This is a genomic window from Sphingomonas pseudosanguinis (assembly GCF_052056765.1).
Lineage (GTDB): Bacteria > Pseudomonadota > Alphaproteobacteria > Sphingomonadales > Sphingomonadaceae > Sphingomonas > Sphingomonas pseudosanguinis.
This window is the reverse complement of record NZ_CP189888.1, coordinates 2,030,001-2,048,675: the sequence shown is the minus strand read 5'-3', so window position 1 is coordinate 2,048,675 and position 18,675 is coordinate 2,030,001. Positions and strand designations below refer to the sequence as shown.

13 protein-coding genes (1 of these 13 cut by a window edge) are annotated in these 18,675 nt (G+C 68.0%); 8 read left to right on the top strand and 5 right to left on the bottom strand.

The annotated features are described in order from the left end of the window. Positions 1–51: 51 nt before the first annotated feature. Both ACQHGV_RS09220 and acs read right to left on the bottom strand, forming a co-directional pair. Positions 52–687, bottom strand: coding sequence for a response regulator transcription factor (locus ACQHGV_RS09220; RefSeq protein ID WP_440980182.1), 636 nt, complete (start codon positions 685–687; stop codon positions 52–54). Continuing rightward, positions 684–2,609, bottom strand: coding sequence for an acetate--CoA ligase (acs, locus tag ACQHGV_RS09215; protein ID WP_440977964.1), 1,926 nt, complete (start codon positions 2,607–2,609; stop codon positions 684–686). Before acs ends, ACQHGV_RS09220 begins: the two co-directional genes overlap by 4 nt. Positions 2,610–2,801: 192 nt before the next feature. On the opposite strand from acs, the gene ACQHGV_RS09210 reads away from it, so the two are divergent. Together ACQHGV_RS09210 and ACQHGV_RS09205 are read left to right on the top strand one after the other, a co-directional pair. Beyond that, entirely contained in the window at positions 2,802–4,244 is a 1,443-nt protein-coding gene (locus tag ACQHGV_RS09210; RefSeq protein WP_440977963.1) for a DcaP family trimeric outer membrane transporter, read from the top strand. A gap of 16 nt (positions 4,245–4,260) precedes the next feature. Beyond that, positions 4,261–5,925: an MFS transporter gene (locus tag ACQHGV_RS09205; RefSeq protein ID WP_440977962.1), complete on the top strand. Its 1,665-nt coding sequence runs from the start codon at positions 4,261–4,263 to the stop codon at positions 5,923–5,925. A gap of 61 nt (positions 5,926–5,986) precedes the next feature. Here the strand turns inward: ACQHGV_RS09205 and katG are convergent, their stop codons facing one another. From katG to ACQHGV_RS09190, 3 genes are all read right to left on the bottom strand, one after another. Next, entirely contained in the window at positions 5,987–8,254 is a 2,268-nt protein-coding gene (gene katG / locus ACQHGV_RS09200; protein WP_440977961.1) for a catalase/peroxidase HPI, read from the bottom strand. A gap of 170 nt (positions 8,255–8,424) precedes the next feature. Beyond that, entirely contained in the window at positions 8,425–9,078 is a 654-nt protein-coding gene (locus tag ACQHGV_RS09195; protein ID WP_440977960.1) for a PAS domain-containing protein, read from the bottom strand. Between the two features lie 91 nt (positions 9,079–9,169). Further along, positions 9,170–10,639 (bottom strand): hypothetical protein, encoded by a 1,470-nt coding sequence (locus ACQHGV_RS09190; protein ID WP_440977959.1) that lies wholly within the window; start codon positions 10,637–10,639, stop codon positions 9,170–9,172. A 186-nt stretch (positions 10,640–10,825) separates the two neighbouring features. On the opposite strand from ACQHGV_RS09190, the gene ACQHGV_RS09185 reads away from it, so the two are divergent. The 6 genes from ACQHGV_RS09185 to ACQHGV_RS09160 all read left to right on the top strand — a co-directional run. Continuing rightward, on the top strand, positions 10,826–11,776 hold the full coding sequence (locus ACQHGV_RS09185) for a glycosyltransferase family 2 protein (RefSeq protein ID WP_440977958.1): 951 nt from the start codon (positions 10,826–10,828) through the stop codon (positions 11,774–11,776). A gap of 10 nt (positions 11,777–11,786) precedes the next feature. Further along, a complete protein-coding gene (locus ACQHGV_RS09180) occupies positions 11,787–12,590 on the top strand; it encodes a ChbG/HpnK family deacetylase (RefSeq protein ID WP_440977957.1) in 804 nt (267 codons plus the stop codon). A gap of 20 nt (positions 12,591–12,610) precedes the next feature. Continuing rightward, the gene (locus ACQHGV_RS09175) at positions 12,611–13,153 is read left to right on the top strand and encodes an RNA polymerase sigma factor (protein WP_183953103.1); all 543 of its coding nucleotides are present in this window, start codon (positions 12,611–12,613) and stop codon (positions 13,151–13,153) included. Positions 13,154–13,174: 21 nt separating this feature from the next. Next, positions 13,175–14,119: a FecR family protein gene (locus ACQHGV_RS09170; RefSeq protein WP_440977956.1), complete on the top strand. Its 945-nt coding sequence runs from the start codon at positions 13,175–13,177 to the stop codon at positions 14,117–14,119. Then, on the top strand, positions 14,073–16,484 hold the full coding sequence (locus ACQHGV_RS09165; protein ID WP_440977955.1) for a TonB-dependent receptor domain-containing protein: 2,412 nt from the start codon (positions 14,073–14,075) through the stop codon (positions 16,482–16,484). Before ACQHGV_RS09170 ends, ACQHGV_RS09165 begins: the two co-directional genes overlap by 47 nt. Positions 16,485–16,738: 254 nt before the next feature. Continuing rightward, positions 16,739–18,675, top strand: the 5' portion of a protein-coding gene (locus ACQHGV_RS09160; protein WP_440980181.1) for a TonB-dependent receptor domain-containing protein. The gene runs 1,042 nt beyond the window's last position; 1,937 of the gene's 2,979 nt are visible here — the first part of the coding sequence; it begins with the start codon at positions 16,739–16,741; the stop codon falls past the right edge of the window.

Here is an 18,675-nt window from a genome sequence, read left to right as displayed (position 1 = left end):
CCGTCCCCTCCCCTGAAGGGGAGGGGTGATTTCTCCCCAAACCACCCCGCGCTAAACCCCGTGTCCCGCCGTCTCCAGCCCCAGCGTCCGCGCGGCCAGCGCGGCCTGGGTGCGGTTGCCGACGTTCAGCTTGCGGAGGACCGCGGTCATATGGGTCTTCACCGTCGCCTCGCTGATGCCGAGGTCGAAGGCGATCTGTTTGTTGAGCCGCCCGTTCAGCACGCCGATCAGCACGCGCAACTGGGTCGGGGTCAGCGCGGCGACCCGCTCGGCCATGTCGTGATCGGCGTCGCCGGTGTCGATCGCCATCCGCTTACCGGCCAACGCCGCGCCTATCGCGGTTTCGATCGTCTGGAGGCTTTCGTCCTTGCCCAGGAAACCGACCGCGCCGAACCGCGCCACTTGCGGCCGGGCGGCGGCGAGGTCGGCGCTGGAGATCACCAGGATCGGCACCGCCGGCACCTCGGCATGCAGCAGCGCGACCGCCGAATAGCCGACCGCGCCCGGCATGTTGAGGTCGAGCAGGATCAGCGCCAGCGCCTCGCCCGCCTCACGCACCACCATGGTGGCCCGGTCGAGCGTCCCGGCCTCGACCACCTGCGCGTCCGGGGCAATCCGCGCGACCGCCAGGCCCAGCGCCTGGCGGAACAGCGGGTGGTCGTCGGCGATCAGGATCTTTCGCGTCAGTGCACCCGCTCCGCGACCAATGTCTCCACCACCGACGGATCGGCCAGCGTCGAGGTATCGCCCAGATTGCCGGTGTCGTTCTCGGCGATCTTGCGCAGGATGCGGCGCATGATCTTGCCCGAGCGGGTCTTCGGCAGGCCCGGCGCGAATTGCAGCGCGTCGGGACTGGCGATCGGCCCGATCTCGCGCCGCACCCATTGGCGCAGTTCGTCGCGCAGCGCGTCTCCGGGTTCCTCGCCGCTGTTGAGCGTGACGAAGGCATAGATGCCCTGGCCCTTCACGTCGTGCGGCATGCCGACGACCGCCGCCTCGGCGACCTTGGTGTGGGCGACCAACGCGGACTCGACCTCGGCCGTACCCATGCGGTGGCCCGACACGTTGATGACGTCGTCGACCCGGCCGGTGATCCAGTAATAGCCGTCCGCGTCGCGGCGGCATCCGTCGCCGGTGAAATATTTCCCCGGATAGGTGGTGAAATAGGTCTGGAAGAAACGATCATGATCGCCCCAGACGGTGCGCATCTGCCCCGGCCAGCTGTCGGCGATGACCAGATTGCCCTTGACCGCGCCGTCCAGCACCTTGCCCTCGGCATCGACGATCTGGGGCAGCACGCCGGGCAGCGGCTTGGTCGCCGATCCGGGTTTCAGGTCGGTGGCATAGGGCAGGGGGGCGATCAGGATGCCGCCGGTCTCGGTCTGCCACCAGGTATCGACGACGGGGCAGCGCCCATTGCCCGCGACGCGCCAATACCATTCCCACGCCTCCGGATTGATCGGCTCGCCGACCGTGCCGAGCAGGCGCAGGCTTTGGCGCGAATGGCGGGTGACCCAGTCGTCGCCCTCGCGCATCAGCGCGCGGATTGCGGTAGGAGCGGTGTAGAGGATGTTGACGCCGAGCCGATCGACCGTCTCCCACAGCCGGCCATGGTCGGGATAGCTGGGCACGCCGTCGAACATCACCGTCGTCGCGCCATTGGCGAGCGGACCATAGACGACATAACTATGCCCGGTGACCCAGCCGATGTCGGCGGTGCACCAGAACACTTCCCCGTCGCGATAGTCGAACACGTCGCGGAAGGTCTGCGTCACCCAGAGCAGATAGCCGGCGGTGGTATGCAGCACACCCTTGGGCTTGCCGGTCGACCCGCTGGTATAGAGGATGAACAGCGGGTCCTCGGCCGCCATCGGCTCGGGCGCGCAGTCGGGCGAGGCGGCGGCGAGCGCATCGTCCAGCCAGAGGTCGCGGCCTTCCACCATCGGGATGTCCTTGTGCGTGCGGCGCAGCACCAGCACGCGCTCGACGCCGGGGCATTTCTCCAGCGCGGCGTCGACATTGGCCTTAAGCGGGATGCGCTTGCCGCCGCGACAGCCTTCGTCGGCGGTGATGACCAGCTTAGAGTCGCAATCCTGGATGCGGTTGGCGAGGCTGTCGGGCGAAAAGCCGCCGAACACGATCGAGTGGATCGCGCCGATCCGGGTACAGGCGAGCATCGCGGCAGCCGCCTCGGCGACCATCGGCAGATAGAGGGTCACGCGGTCGCCCTTGGCGACGCCATTGTCCTTCAGGACATTGGCGAAGCGACAGGTCAGCGCGTGGAGTTCGCGATAGGTCAGCGTCTTGGTCTCGCCCGGCTCGTCGCCTTCCCAGACGATCGCCGGCTGGTCGCCGCGTGTCGCCAGATGCCGGTCGAGGCAATTGGCCGATACGTTGAGTTCGCCGCCGTCGAACCAGCGGATGCGGAAGTCGGCCTCGTCGAACGACACGTCCTTGACGCGCTCGAACGGGGCCATCCAGTCAAGGCGCTTGGCCTGTTCGCGCCAATAGCCCTCCGGATCGGCGGCGGCCGCCTGATAGCGGCGGTCATACTCCTGGCGATCGATGCTGCCGGCCGGGGCGGTCGGGGCGGGGCGGACGTCGGGCATGATTCTCTCCTTGCCGTTGAACCTTTCGCAACGTGGGGGCGTGGGTCAAGTTGCTCAGGGGTCCGGACGCCTACGACTTTGGTCGCATTTACGGCCGACCGGCACTGCCCCACGCTGTGGGGAACGAGCCGAGACCCGACAATCAGGGCCGGCCGCATCGCCTGAGGAGGGGATCGCATGCAGAGAGGTGCATTGCGGGCGCGTCGCGTCATGTGGTGGACGGGGGTCGGGCTGATGGCCGGCCTGCCGGTGCCCGCCATGGCCCAGACCGCGCGCGAGGCCGAGCTGGAGGCTCGGCTGAAGCTGTTGGAACAGGCGGTGCAGGACCTGCGCGCCGAATTGCGCAACCGCCCACCGCCCGCACCGACCGGCCCGGTGGCGATCACGCAGACCGCGCCCGGCGTCACCGAACCGGGCACCTCCACCGCCACGCCCACCGTCGTCGCGCGGACGGGGCCGCCGCCAGCGGGCCGCCGCTCCGAAAGCAGCGTCGGGGCGCTGGCCGCCGCACCGACCGACGGGTTCCGCGTCGGCAACACCACGGTCAAGATCGGCGGCTTCGTCCGTTTGAACGTCATCGGCAGCCGCTATAATGACGGTGAGGTCGCGGTCGGCGGACTGGGCAAGGAATTCTTCCTGCCGCAGCAGATCCCGGTCGGCGGCGGCTTCTCCAGCCAGGACCTGCTCTTCTCGGCGCGGCAGACGCGCCTGTCGGTCAGCACCGCGACGCCGGTGAACGGGATCGAGGCCAAGACGCTGATCGAGTTCGACTTCGCGCTGGCCACCGCCCCCGTCGGTGCGCAGCGGGCGACCAATCCCTATGTCCCGACCTTCCGGCGCGGCTTCATCGAATATGGCGGGCTGCTGGTCGGGCAGGAATGGTCGACCTTCCAGAATATCGGCGTGTTGCCCGAGACGACCGATTTCGTCGGCCCGCTCGACGGCACCGTGTTCAATCGCCAGGCGCTGATCCGCTATTCGACCCCGTTGTCGAAGCAGGTCACGCTCCAGGTCGCGCTGGAGAACCCGGAGACGCAGACCGCGCTGCCCACCAATCCCGCGCTGGTCGATACCGATGACGACAATGTCCCCGATGTCGTCGCCCGTCTGAACTGGAAGCCGGGCTTCGGCGACTTCGCGCTGGCCGGCATCGCGCGGCAATTGCGCACCGAGACGCTGGGCATCGGCGATACCGCGTTCGGCTGGGGCCTGTCGGGATCGGGCAAGGTGCCGCTCGGCAAGCTGAGCGACCTGCGTTTCATGGTCACGTACGGCGACGGCATCGGCCGCTATCTGGGCCTCGGCTATGTGCCCGACGCTATCTATGGCGGGGCGGTCGGCAACCGGCTGCGCACCATCGGCAATTTCGCCGCCTTCGCCGCGGTGAAGCTGGGTTGGACGCCGACGATCCGCTCGACCTTCATGGGCAGCTATCAGGACACGCGCTACCCGGACGGCTTCGTGCTGACGGGCCTGGCCAATGCCAAGGCGTATAGCGGGGCGGCTAACCTGTTCTGGTCGCCGGGCAAGGGTTTCGACATCGGCGTCGAATATCGACACGCGATCCGCGAGTTGACCTCGGGTGACCGGGGTGCGCTGGATCGCATTGAATTCGCCTTCAAATATGGTTTCTAAGCGGAGGAGCGATCGCATGGCGACGACCTATGACAGCGGCGGGGCGCATGGCTCCGCCGTAAAGCAGAATGACAAGCTGGTGATCGGCGCCTCGTCGCTGGGCACCGTGTTCGAGTGGTACGACTTCTATCTCTACGGCCTGCTGGCGACCTATATCTCGCGGCACTTCTTCTCGGGCGTGAACGAGACGACGGGCTTCATCCTGGCGCTCGGCGCGTTCGCGGCGGGCTTCGCGGTGCGGCCGTTCGGGGCGATCGTGTTCGGCCGGATCGGCGACATGGTCGGGCGCAAGAACACCTTTCTGGTCACCATGGGCATCATGGGCCTGTCGACCTTCGCGGTCGGCCTGCTGCCCTCCTATGGCACGATCGGGGTGGCCGCACCGATCATCCTCGTCCTTCTTCGCATCCTCCAGGGCCTCGCGCTGGGCGGCGAATATGGCGGGGCGGCGACCTATGTCGCCGAACATGCGCCCGCCGGCCGCCGTGGCCTTTATACCAGCTTCATCCAGACGACCGCGACGATGGGCCTGTTCGCCGCGCTGCTGGTCGTCATCGGCTTCCGCACCGCGCTGGGCGAGGAGTTCTTCGGCGATCTGGGCTGGCGCCTGCCCTTCCTCGTGTCGATCATCCTGCTCGGCGTGTCGATGTGGATTCGCCTGCAACTGTCGGAAAGCCCGGTCTTCCAGAAGATGAAGGACGAGGGCACCGTCTCCAAGGCGCCGCTGACCGAAGCGTTCGGTCGCTGGTCGAACCTGAAGATCGTCCTGATCGCGCTGTTCGGCGCGGCAATGGGGCAGGGTGTCGTCTGGTATACCGGGCAATTCTACGCGCTGTTCTTCCTCGAGAAGATGCTGAAGGTCGATGGCGCGACGACCAACGTCCTGATGGCGGTCGCGCTGCTGTTCGGTACGCCCTTCTTCGTCTTCTTCGGCTGGCTGTCGGACCGGATCGGGCGCAAGCCGATCATCATGGCGGGCTGTGCGCTGGCGTGCCTGACCTATTTCCCGCTGTTCGGTGCGCTGACCAATGCCGCCAATCCCACGCTGGCCCGCGCGCAGGCGGCATCGCCGGTCACGGTGGTCAGCCATGACGGCGACTGCTCGTTCCAGTTCGACCCCGTGGGCAAGAACAAGTTCGATGCGCGGTCGTGCGACATCGCCAAGTCCTTCCTGGCAAAGAACGGCATCAACTATGACAATGTCGAGGCACCGGCGGGCACCATCGCCTCGGTGCGGATCGGCGGGCAGAGCTTCACCGCGCCCGATCCGTCGAAGGTGACCGGGGCCGATCGTGCCGCCGCCATCACCGCCTATCAGGACCAGCTGAAGACCGCGATCACGGCGGCGGGCTATCCGACCAAGGCGGAGGGGATGAATAAGGCCAAGGTCGTCCTGATCCTGTGGTTCATGGTGATCCTGGTGACCATGGTCTATGGCCCGATCGCGGCGCTGCTGGTCGAACTCTTCCCCAGCCGTATCCGCTACACCTCGATGTCGCTGCCCTATCATATCGGCAATGGCTGGTTCGGCGGGTTCCTGCCCACCACCGCCTTCGCCATGGTCGCGGCGACCGGCGACATCTATTACGGCCTCTGGTATCCAGTCGTGCTGGCGGCGATCACGCTGGCCATCGGCATCGTGTTCCTGCCGGAGACCTTCCGCCGCCGTATCGAGGACTAAGGCGGTCCCGCGAAGGAGAGAAGGGGTCCGGCAAGCGAAAGCCTGCCGGACCCTTTCGTGATTAGAAGCGGTCCGCGTTCATGACCTTGGTCCACGCCGCGACGAAGTCGGTGACGAACGTCTCCTTGGCGTCGTCGGCGGCATAGGCCTCCGCCACGGCGCGCAGTTCGGAGTTCGATCCGAAGATCAGGTCGACCGGCGTCGCGGTCCAGCGGGCCGCCCCCGTCGCCCGGTCCTTGCCCTCATACAGGCCCGGCGTCGCCGACTTGGTCCAGACCGTGTCCATGCTGAGCAGGTTGACGAAGACATCGTTGCTCAGCGTCCCCGGACGGGTCGTCAGCACGCCGTTTTTCGACCCGCCGCTATTGGCACCCATCGCCCGCATGCCGCCGACCAGCACCGTCATTTCCGGCACCGTCAGGTCGAGCGAGTCTGCCTTGTCGACCAGCGCCTCGGGCGCGCTCACCTCCGCCTTGGGGCCGTAATAGTTGCGGAAGCCATCGGCGACCGGTTCCAGATGGGCGAAGGAGGCGACGTCGGTCTGCGCCTGGGTGGCGTCGACGCGTCCGGGGGTGAAGGGAACACTGACCGTCATGCCGCCGGCCCGTGCGGCCTGCTCGACCGCCGCATTGCCGCCCAGCACGATCAGGTCGGCCAGCGATACCTGCCGTCCGCCGCGCGCGAAATCCTTTTGGATCGCGGTCAGCTTGGCCAGCACCGTCTTCAGCTCGGCGGGATCGTTGACCGCCCAACCCTGTTGCGGGTCGAGCCGCAGCCGCGCGCCGTTCGCCCCGCCGCGCATGTCGGTGCTGCGGAAGGTCGAGGCCGAGGCCCAGGCGGTACGGATCAGCGCCGGGCCCGACAGGCCCGAGGCCAGCACCATCGCCTTCAGCTTCGCCTGATCCTCCGCACCGATGGGGGCGAAGCTGGCGGCGGGCAGGGGGTCCTGCCAGACATAGGTCTCGCTCGGCACGTCCTTGCCCAGATAGCGGGCGCGGGGGCCGAGATCGCGGTGGGTCAGCTTGAACCAGGCGCGGGCGAAGGCCTTGCTGAACAGCTCCGGGTTCTTCTGCCAGCTTTCCAGGATCTTGCGAAAGGCGGGATCGTCCTTCAGCGCGATGTCGGTGGTGAACATGATCGGCGCATGGCGGACGTTCGGCAGATGCGCGTCGGGCACCAACTGCGCCGCCGCCGGATCGGTCGGAATCCACTGGGTCGCGCCGGCCGGGCTCTTGGTCTTCACCCAGTCATAGTTCAGCAGATTGTCGATATATTGGGTGGTGAACTGGGTGGGGGCGGCCGACCAAGCGCCTTCCAGGCCGGAGGTGATCGTATCCTCGGAATGGCCCTTGCCACATTTGTTGGCCCAGCCCAGGCCCTGCTGCTCGATCGCGCCGGCGGTCGGCTCGACGCCCAGGCACGGCTTCTGGGCATGCGCGCCATGCGCCTTGCCGAAGGTGTGGCCACCCGCGATCAGCGCCAGCGTCTCCTCATCGTTCATCGCCATGTTGCCGAAAGCGCGGCGGATGTCGGCGGCGGCGCCGATCGGATCGTGATTGCCGTTCGGCCCTTCCGGGTTGACGTAGATGAGGCCCATGGTGGTCGCCGCCAGCGGGCGCTTCAGCGAGCCGTCCGCATTGGTGCGCTCGCTGCCCATCATCTTGGTCTCGGGCCCCCAGAAGACGACGTCCGGTTGCCATGCATCGACGCGCCCACCCGCGAAGCCGACCGTCTTGAAGCCCATATCCTCCAGCGCGACATTGCCGCTGAGCACCATCAGGTCGCCCCAGCTAAGCTTGCGGCCATATTTCTGCTTGATCGGCCAGACCAGGCGGCGGGCCTTGTCCAGGCTGACATTGTCGGGCCAGCTGTTGAGCGGATCGAAGCGCTGCTCGCCACCGTCCGAGCCGCCACGCCCGTCACCGGCGCGGTACGTGCCGGCGCTGTGCCAGGCCATGCGGATGAAGAAGGGGCCGTAATTGCCATAGTCGGACGGCCACCAGGGCTGCGACGTGTGAAGAACCTTGCGGATGTCGGCCTTGACCGCGTCCAGGTCCAGGCTGTTGAATTCCTTCACATAGTCATAGTCGGCGCCGTAGGGGTTGGCGCGCGTCGCCTCATGCTGACGCAGCGCCGTCAGGTCGAGCCGGCTGGGCCACCAGTCGCGGTTGGTCATGCCGCCGGGGCGGGCGACGACCGGTGCGGGCGGGTCCTGCGTCACGGTCTTGGCGGCAGTGGCGGGCTTGTTGGGCTTGGGTCCGTCGACCTGCTGCGGCGCGCCGGCGAGCGCGGCCGCCATGGCGAACAGGGAAATGGGTGCAATCGGCATAAGGCCCCTTTGGCTTTCGGTTATCGTGCCGGGGCCGATTAGAAATGCGGGGGCGGCCTGCAAAACGGGATAACCCGATCACTGTCATCGATTGCAGGGTGCGGTGCGGTATCGACGATCCGCGCGCAGCTCTTGGCGTTGCCGGATGTACAGGTCTGGTGGGGGCGGCCTCAGTCAGAGACCGGCACGTTGAAGGCCGACGCCAGGATACGCTCGACCTTCACGATGCCCGCATGGGTGAACTGCACGTTGCGCTCGGGCGTCGAGCAGGTTTCTAAGATGCCGCGCTTGCTCAGGACATCGACCCAGCGTGCGGTCAGGCTTGGCGGGATGTCGCATTCGGTGGAGATGTCCGCCAGCCCGACGATGCGGCCCTCGGCCTCGGCGAGATAGACGCAGTTCAGCACGGACCCCACCGGATCGGTCGCGAGTTCGACACCCAGCTCGGCCTTGCGTACCTCGCGCAGCCGCTTGACGCGCAGCGCCATATCCCACAGCTGGGCCGGGGGCAGATCGCGACCCTGCTCGTTCCAGAACAGGGTGCTGACTAGCCGGTCGGGATTGTCGAACCGGGTGACGTACAGATTGGCCGCGATCGTGATGCCATCGGGGCGGAGATAGCGCTTCTGCAACCGGATAGGCGCGGCGCGCTTGACCAGCGAGACCAGCATGTCGGCGCTACGGCCTATGTCGTCGGGATGGGTGATGCTTTGATAGGTGGCGCCGATCACCTCGTCTTCGGGCCGGCCGACCAGTTCGAGAAAGGCCTGGTCGGCGGCGAGGATGATGCCGTCGATCGTGGAGACGCAATGTGCGGTCGGCATCTTTACCCTGTATTCTGAACGCCCTCGCCTGCGACTATGCCGCTCTTGCAACTAAATCTCAATCAGCTTGGTGGCGTTCCCGGTCAGGGGCCTATCGTATGAATGGCCGGTCGCGCCGCAGATAGACCAGGCTATGCCCCTCTTCCCGCGATACGCGCAGCACTAGCCGATAGTCGCGGGCGATGGCCTGTTCGACCAGAGCGTGCGTCGCGCGGTTCCATGTCGCGAAGGGCTGGTCGAGCGTCACGATCACCGGCGAGCGGGTCGCCAGGATGCGGCGGACCTCGGCCACCTCGTCCACGCCGCTCGCCCCGCGCTCCGGCTCATAGGCGAGGGTCGAGGGGAAGGCGCGCGCGGTCGGGATGCAGGTGCCCGCCAGCAGATAGGTGACGGAATCGCCGGCAAAGACATAGGGACATTCGCCGCCGCTGTTCACGCCGACGACCCGGCCGACCAGTCGCGCGCCGGCGGCATCGCTCGGCACCGTCAGGACGCGGGTCGCGAACAGGGTCAGCCCGGTCGCCAGCAACAGCGGGATCGCCCAGCGCCGCCGACCGAGCATCGTCGCGGCGATCATCGTCAGGGGTGCGAGGACGGGCAGGGCATAATGGTCGAAGAACGCGCCGATCATCGCATAGGCGATCAACGCGGCGGCCAGCCAGCCAAAGGCCAGGCCAAGTTCCGCCCGCCACGGCCGGGTGCGGAGCGCCAGCACCGCGCACAGGACGAAGGGCGACAGCTGCGACCAGCTGCCCGCCAGCCGCCCGGCGATCTTGGCGGCGGGATAGCCCTTGCGCAGGGTGACGGACGCGAAATTGGCGAACCAGAAGGCCTCGAACACCGCCGGCCCGCGCTGCCAATAAACCGCCATGACGGCCAGCGTCGGCAGCAGGGCCAGGATGATCCAGGTCAGCGCGGCGAGGATCAGCACCCCCCACGAGACACCCGCCCGCCGCGCATACCAGCAATGGGCCAGCCCGAACCACGCGCCCTCGACCACGGGCGTATATTTGGTCTGGATCGCCAGCCCCGACAGGAAACAGGCCGCCGCACCGCTCAACAGGATCGCGCGCGTGTCGCGCCGCGCCGCCCATTGCGGCAGATGCAGCGTCAACAGCGCGGCCCCGACGGTGAACAGATTGTAGAAGACCGGCGACTGGCCACCACCGCCGCTGAACAGCGACAGCCAGATGAGATAGGCGACGCCCCCCGCCAGCGCAGGTCCCGCCGTCGCGCCCAGCCGAACCGCGCCGCGCGCAATCAGGAAGGCGGTCCCGGTGGCGAACAGGGTCGCGGTCAGCTGATAGCCCAGAATGGGGTCGCCGGGCAGCATCCGCATCGCCGCGAACAGCGCGAACAGCCCGACCGGCTTGCGATCCCACAGGTCGAGATAGGGCCAGGCCCCGTGCAGCATCCGGTCGCCGACCAGCAGATAATATTGCTCGTCGACATGGATGACCGGGTTTCCGAAGTCGTGCGCGCGTAGCAGCACCGCGACCAGCAGGAGCAACAGGGCCGAGGGCAGGGGCGACCGGGCGACGGCGGATAGGGTTCGCATCATGTCTCGAACGGGATGAAGAAGGGCCTGCGCAGATGCGATCGGCACCCCGATCTCTACGGCCGACCGCCCTGAAAATCGATTCAACAATTTTTCACGAGGGTGGTGCGGATCGTCGTGATCGGCGTCGTCATGCCCTTGGAGGGAGGTTGCCGGGGGGCATTCGACTGACGTGGGAAGGGAGGGGCGATGCCCGCCCGTGTCCCGCGCCCCAAGGTGATCGACCGGGAAGCTCATGGATCGCGAACGATGCTGCTCGACGTCACTCAATGTTCCGACGCCCTTGCCATGGCCAAGCCGGCCATCGTCCACGGGTCGCACGACTGGACCATCCTGATCCCCTTCTTCAACGAAGAGGATTATCTGGCCGCCACGATCGAAAGCCTGGCCGCACAGACCCGCACGGCGCGACTGATCCTGATCGACAATGGCTCGACCGATGCCAGCGCCGCGACGGCACGGGCGACCTGCGAGCGGCTGGGCCTCGACCATCTGTTGCTGACCGAGCGGCGGCCGGGCAAGGTCCAGGCGTTGCAGACCGGGCTGGTCTGGGTCCACACCCCCTATGTCGCGACCTGCGACGCCGACACCTATTATCCCGCCAACTATCTGGAAGCCGCCGAAACGCTGTTGCGCCAGGACGGGTGTGTCGTCGCCGGGGCCTATTGGGCGGCGGCGGACTCCGATGCCGCCGCACGAATGGGGCCGGGGCGCTTGATCCTCACCCAGGCGCGCGCGCTGCCGCATCAATGCCATACCGGGGGCGCGGGCGAGTGCTTCCGTACCGAGGTGTTGGTCGCCGCTGGCGGCTTCGATCCCGCCATCTGGGGCTATGTGCTGGAGGATCACGAGATCGTCCACCGCATGATGCGGTACGGCACGATGCGCTATGCGATGGACCTGTGGTGCGCGCCTTCGCCCCGCAAGCGCGACCGCGTGTCGATCCGGTGGACGCTGTTCGAGCGGCTGGCCTATAGCGCCTGCGCGCCGCGTGCGGGGGACTGGTTCTTCTATCGCTTCCTCGGCCCGCGTCTGGCCCGGCGGCGGTTGATGAGCAGCAGCATCCGCGAACAGGTTCATCAGACGGCCGAACCCGTGGCGCCGCCGGTGCTGGCCGCCGCCCAGCCGGCGCTCGCCTGAGGTCGCATCGATGTCGCGATTGATCTTGTGCGCCGACGACTTCGCCTTCTCGCCGGCCGTGAGCGCGACCATCGCCGAGCTGGCGGGCGAGGGGCGGCTGAACGCCACGAGCTGCATGACGCTGATGCCCAATTGGGCGGCGGACAGCGCGTTGTTGCAGGGGCTGTCGCCGCAGGTCGCGATCGGGCTTCACCTCGTCCTGACCGAGGAGCACCCCGTGACCACCATGGCGGGACTGGCGCCATCGGGCACGTTGCCGACCATCCAGACGCTCGAGCGACAGGCGACCAAAGCCGACCTGCCGCTCGCCGAGATCGCCGCCGAGGTGGAGGCGCAGTTCGACCGGTTCGAGCAGGCAATGGGCCGCGCGCCGGCGTTCGTCGACGGACACCAGCACAGCCATGCGCTGCCGCAAATCCGCGAGGTGGTGCTCGACATCGCCGCGCGTCGTGCGCCGGGCGCATGGCTGCGCACCAATGAGGATGCGTTGCCGGCCCTGCTGGCACGTCCGTTCCGGGGCAAGGCATTGGCCAGCGCCTGGCACTCGCGCGGCTTCCGCGCGGCGGCGGCGCGGCGGGGGCTGGCCTGCAATCAGGGCTTTGCCGGCCATTACGACTTTCGCGGCGACTATGCCGCACTGTTCCCCGCCTTTCTCCGCCGGCCGGGGGAGGCGCATCTAGTGATGTGCCATCCGGGCGCGGGTGAGCGGGCGGGCGATGCGATCGCGGCGGCGCGTCCGGTCGAGGCCGAGGCGCTGCGCCGTCTGCCGCTGGCACAGCTCGCGACGGATCGGGGTTTGACCTTTCCCACCTGAATGCCGCATCAGCCCTGACGATGAGCGGCGGTCTTCAGGCGTTGATCCTCGAACAGCGGCCGGCGCTGCTCCGGCTGCTCGTCGCGCGTCTGGGCAGCCATGCCGAGGCGGAAGATGTGCTGCAGGACATGTGGCTGCGCATCGACACCATGGTCGACCGGCCGATCGACCAGCCCGCCGCCTTTCTGTTCCGGGTTGCCGCCAATCTGGCGACCGATCGGCGGATCGCGATGCAGCGCCGCACCGCGCGCGACAGCGCCTGGCACGCGGTCCAGCCGGGGGCGGAGGAATGGCCCGACACCGAGCGCCAACTGATCGCACGCGACCAGCTGGCCCGGGTCGAGGGCGCGATGGCCGACATGCCCGAGCGGATGCGTACCGCGCTGCGCCTATCCCGCTTCGAGCAGCAGCCGCAGCGCCGGATCGCCGAGACGCTGGGGATCAGCGTCAGCGGGGTCGAAAAGCTGCTGCGCCGGGGTTTCCGGCGCTTGGTCGAGGCGGCCGGGGACGATGGTGCGGATCGGGGCGATCGGCGTCGTCTTGATGATGAAGGGACGGGTTGATGATGAAGGAAGGGGCGGGCGGTGACCACTGACGCGACGATCATCGACACGGCGATCGACTGGCATCTGCGCCAGCCGGAGATGACCGCCGACGACTGGATGGCGTTCGTCGCCTGGCTGGAGGCGGACCCGGCGCATGCCGCCGCCTTCGACCGGGTGGCGATGGTCGACCGCGCGATCCCGCCGGCCCCGGCTCCGGCCCCGCTGGAGGCCGCGAATGACGATGCGGCGCCGGTCCGGCGCTGGCGCGGCGTGATCGGTGGATCGGTGGCGGCGGCCGTCGCGGCGGCGCTGCTGGCCCCGGTAATGCTAGCGCAGCGCCCCGACCCCTACAGCGTCGAGACGGCGGCGGGCGAGCGGCGCGTCGTCGCGCTGGGCGATGGCACCCGGATCGAGATGAGCGGTAGCACCCGCCTGACGCTCGACCATCATGACGACCGGGTCGCCGCGCTCGATCGCGGGCAGGCGCTGTTCACCGTCCGGCACGATGCCGCGCACCCCTTTACTCTCACGGCGGGGGGCGTGGCGGTGCGCGATCTGGGCACGGTGTTCGACGTCGCGCGCGACGGCCCTCGCCTGGCGGTGCAGGTCGCCTCGGGTTCGGTCATGGTCCAGCCCGATCGCGACCGCATCACCCTGACCCCCGGACAGACGCTGCTGACCGACGAGGCCAGTGGCCATGCCGTGCGGGGCACCGTCGCCCCGGCGGATGTCGGCGGCTGGCGACAGGGCCGGATCGCGCTGACGGGCGCGACGCTGGGCGATCTGGCGTCGGCGTGGCGACGTCTCTATGGGACGCGCCTGAACCTGACGGGGGCATTGGCGCAGCGCCCGTTTACCGGCATGGTCGCGCTAACGGGGAAGGCGGAGCGCGACGTGCCTCATGTGGCGGCGCTGATCGGGGCGGACTGGCGACGCAATGGCGAGGACTGGATCATCGAGGCGCCGGGCGGTTCGTCCCGCTAGGCCGCACGCGCTGATCCTGGCCGCGATCGTCGCCGGCCTCGCCACGCCCGCCGCCGCGCAGCCCGCGCCGCGCCTTGCCATTCCCGCGACGACGCTCGACCGCGCCTTGACGATGCTCGGTCGGCAGGCGGGTGTGGATATTGTCAGCCTCGATCCCGGCCTGGCGCGGGTGCGGACGCCGGCGGTGACGGGGGCGGTCTCGGCGGCGGCGGCGCTCGGCCGATTGCTGCGGGGGTCGGGCTATCGTGCCGAGCGGATCGACGCGCGCAGCTTTCGCGTGGTGCGCGACACGGCACCCCTCCGTCGAGCCCAGCCCGAACGACGCGGCGCGCCCGTTCCGCGCGCCGACATACCGCCGCCCGTCACCACCAGCGCCGACATCATCGTCACCGCCAGCAAGCAGCGCGTGTCGCTGCTGCGCTATCCCGGCAGCCTGTCGACGGCCGGTCATGCCATGCCGCCCGGCGCGCCGGCCCCGGATCTGGGCACGCTGGCCCGCGTCTCGCCCATTCTCCAGACGACCGGCTTCGGTCCCGGCCGTGACAAGGTGTTTATCCGCGGCATCGCCGACAGCAGCTTCATCGGCGCGACCCAGTCGACCGCCAGCGTCTATTTCGGCGATGTCCAGCTGGGCTTTTCCGGCGCCGATCCCGCGATCCGTCTGTACGACATGGCCGGGGTGGAGGTGCTGGAGGGGCCGCAGGGCACGCTCTATGGCGCGGGCGCGATCGGTGGCGTCATCCACCTGATGCCCAATCCGGTCGATCTGCGCCATGCCGGCGGCAGCATGACGGCGGGCGTCACGGCGACGCGCGGCGGCGCGGGCGGTGCCGATCTGGCCACGACGCTCAACCTGCCGCTGATCGCCGATGTCGCAGGGGTTCGCGGCACCCTCTATCGGGTGCGGGACGGCGGCTATATCGATGATGCCTATCGCGGCGCGCGCGACGTGAATCGGGTGGATACGCAAGGGGGACGGCTGGCGCTGCGGGTCGTGCCGGGGGCCGGGTGGACCGTCGATCTGGGCGGGCTGTACCAGTCGATCCGCGCCGCCGATGCGGGCTATGCCGAGCGCCAGGTCGGCGATCTGGCCCGGCGATCGGGACTGGCCCAGCCCTATGACAACGACATCCTGCTGGGCAGTATCGGCGTCACGCGCCGGTTCGACAGCGGGCTGGAGCTCGTGTCCGCCACCGGACTGGCGGCCGTATCGGCCGATGATCTGTTCGAGGCGTCGCGCCGGCAGGCGGGGGCAGGGGCGCCGATCATCTATCAGACCCAGCGGACCAAGCGGTTGCTCAGCCATGAGATGCGGCTGTCGCGACATGGCGCGGATGGCAGCTCCTGGGTCGTCGGGCTGAGCCTGCTCGACAATCGCGACAGCCAGAACCGCGCCTTTGGTTTTGCCGCGACCCCGATGGAGATCATCGGCGTCACCAACCGCACGCGCAGCGCCTCGCTGTTCGGGGAGGCGAGCATCGCGGTGCGGCCCGACGTCACGCTGACGCTGGGCCTGCGCGCCACCCAGGCGCGGACCGATGGCGACCCGTCCTTTCGCCCGCGATCGCAGAATTTCATCGCCGGCCAGTTGACCCGGCGTGTCGATCCGACCGTGGCCTTCTCGTGGAAGCTGGCCCCTGAGCTGGCGATGTTTGGGCGGGTGCAGACCGGCTTTCGCACCGGCGGCCTGGCGGTGGCGCGCCTGATCGGCCGTGTCGCCGATTTCCGGCCCGATGCGATCATCCTGGCTGAGCTGGGCCTGCGCCGCTTGCGCCAGGGGCCAACCGGCGTCGCCTTCACCGCCACCCTGTCGCAGGCGCGGTGGCGCGACATCCAGGCCGATCTGGTGACGCGGCGCGGCCTGCCCTATACCGCCAATATCGGCGACGCCCGGATCGGCGCGGTCGAGGGCATGGCGGACTGGGTGCCGTTCGCCGGGTTCGACGCGACCCTGTCCTTCCTCTATACCGGCAACCGGGTGCGCGGCGCGCTGGCGGATACGTCGCTGCGCGACAATCGCCGCCTGCCCGATACCCCACCGATCGCCGTCAGCGGAGCGCTGCGTTACGAATGGGCGGCCGGGGCGCGAAGCCGGCTGGGCGTCGCGGCAGGCGCCTCCTATGTCGGCCGTTCCGTGCTCGGCGCGGGCGATCTGTTCGATGTTACCCAAGGCCGCTACGGCGTGGCGGATGCGTCGGCCTGGTGGACGCAGGGCCGATCGACCGTGACCCTGTCGGTGGACAACGCCCTCAACGATAGCGGCAATCGCTTCGCCTCCGGCAACCCGCTGATCTTGAGCGCTCGCGATCAGACGACGCCGCTCCGCCCCGTCAATGCGCGCCTTGGCGTAAAGATCGGATTTTGAAGTACTTGCCGTCTGCGAGTTTCCACTGGCCGCCATGTCAGTCGTGACTTTCGAAGCCACAGACCTTTTACAATCGTCGCTGTCGTCATAGCGGTAACATTTTAACAATCCGGTAAGAGTGTCAGGGATAAGCGCCCCCTCGCAGCGTCGGCTCGTGCCGCTGCACTCATGGGGGGAATGATTTCGTGAATGTGACGAATTCCGCATCTTCGGCGCTGCGCGTCGGGATTTCGACGGCCGCCTTGCTGATCGCGATGGCCACCCCGGCCTATGCGCAGGAGACGGCGACGACGGCACCGGCGACGGAGGCCACCGACCAGAGCGCGACGCCGGACACGCCGGCAGACCAGAATGTCCAGATCAAGAAGGCGCCGGTCGCCCCCGACGCCGGGCAGGCCGGGACGGTCGTCGTCACCGGCACGCTGTTCCGCGATTCGAACGCCAGCTCGATCTCGCCGGTCACCGTCCTGACCTCGCAGACGCTGCTGCGCGCCAACATCACGACCGCGCAGGACGCGATCCGCTCGGTCTCGGCCGACAGCGCCGGGTCGATCTCGACCGGTTTCCGCAACGGCTTCTCGGCCGGCGGCGCGGCGGTGTCGCTGCGCGGTCTGGGCGTGTCGTCGACCGTGGTACTGATCGACGGCCTACGCTCGGCGAACTTCCCGCTGAACGATGACGGCCACAACGCCTATGTCGATCTGAACTCGATCCCGTTCAGCACCATCGACCGCATCGAAGTGCTGAAGGACGGCGCCTCCTCCACCTACGGCGCCGACGCGATCGGCGGCGTGGTCAACCTGATCAGCCGCAAGAACGTCCAGGGCATCGAGGGATCGGTCCAGGGCGGCACGACCGAAAAGGCGGACGGCGCACGCTACCGCGCGACGCTGACCGCCGGCATCGGCGACTATCGCGAGCAGGGCTTCAACTTCTATGTGAACGGTGAATATACCTATGACGGGTTCATCACCAATAACTCGCGCGGCTATCCGTTCAACACGCTGGACCTGCGCCCGAGCGGACTGTCGGACCGTAACCGCAACGATGACTCGCTGCTGGCGGCCAACCCGCAGGCCGTCGTCACCCGCGTAAGCCAGAGCGACCTCAACAATCCGCTCGCCGGTCAGGTCGGGGCGCCCCCGACCAACCAGTATCAGCTGCTCAACCCCAATGCCTGCCCGTTCGGCACCTTCACGGTGACCTCGGGCGCGGCGCAGGGCACCGGCTGCGCGCATAACCTGCCCGCCGAATATTCGATCATCCAGCCGCGTCAGCAGCGTTACTCGACCACCGCGCGCCTGAACGTCCGCCTGGCGGAAGGCTGGGAAGCGTTCGCCAGCGCCAGCTTCTCGCATTCCGAGGTCGACATCCGGGGTACTCCGGCGGGTATTCGGCAGACCCAGCCCTTCGGCGGCTCGGCCGCGCTGGCATCCACCAGCCCGGGCATCGTCCTGCCGGTCTATGTCTGCGCGACCGGCATCAACTGCGCCAATGCGGCGGACCGCCGGCTCAACCCGAACAACCCCTATGCCGCGGCCTTTGCGAACAATCCGGGACAGGGTGCGGCGCGCATCTACTATCTGTTCGGTGACATCCCCGCGGGCAGCCACCGCTATGTCGACGTGTTCCGCACCACGGCGGGTATTTCGGGCGATCTGGGCGGCGGCTTCAAATTCCGTCTGAACGGCGTCTATGCCCGCGATTATCTGAGCGTGACTCAGTTTGGCGCGATCAACATCCAGGGACTGCTGAGCGCGATCAACACGGGCGCCTATAACTTCGTGAATCCCGAGCAGAATAGCGCGGCGGTGCGTGCGCAGGTCTCGCCGATCCGCACCACCCCGTCCTATTCGACGGTCGCGACCATCGGCGGCTCGCTGCTGAAGTCGCTGATGGAACTGCCAGGTGGCGATCTCAATGTCGGCGCAGGCTTCCAGCTTCGCCGCGAGACGTTGATGAACCGCAACCAGAATGCGGACCTCAGCTATTACGGGCTGAACACCTCCTCGGCGCAAGGGCGCCAGACGGTGACCGCAGGCTTCTTCGAAGTCGACATGCCGTTCCTGCGCGAGTTCGACCTGAACGTGTCGGGCCGCTACGATCACTACTCGCAGGGCTATGGCCACTTCTCGCCCAAGGTCGGCATGAAGTTCACGCCCGTCGAGCAGTTCTCGCTGCGCGCAACCTA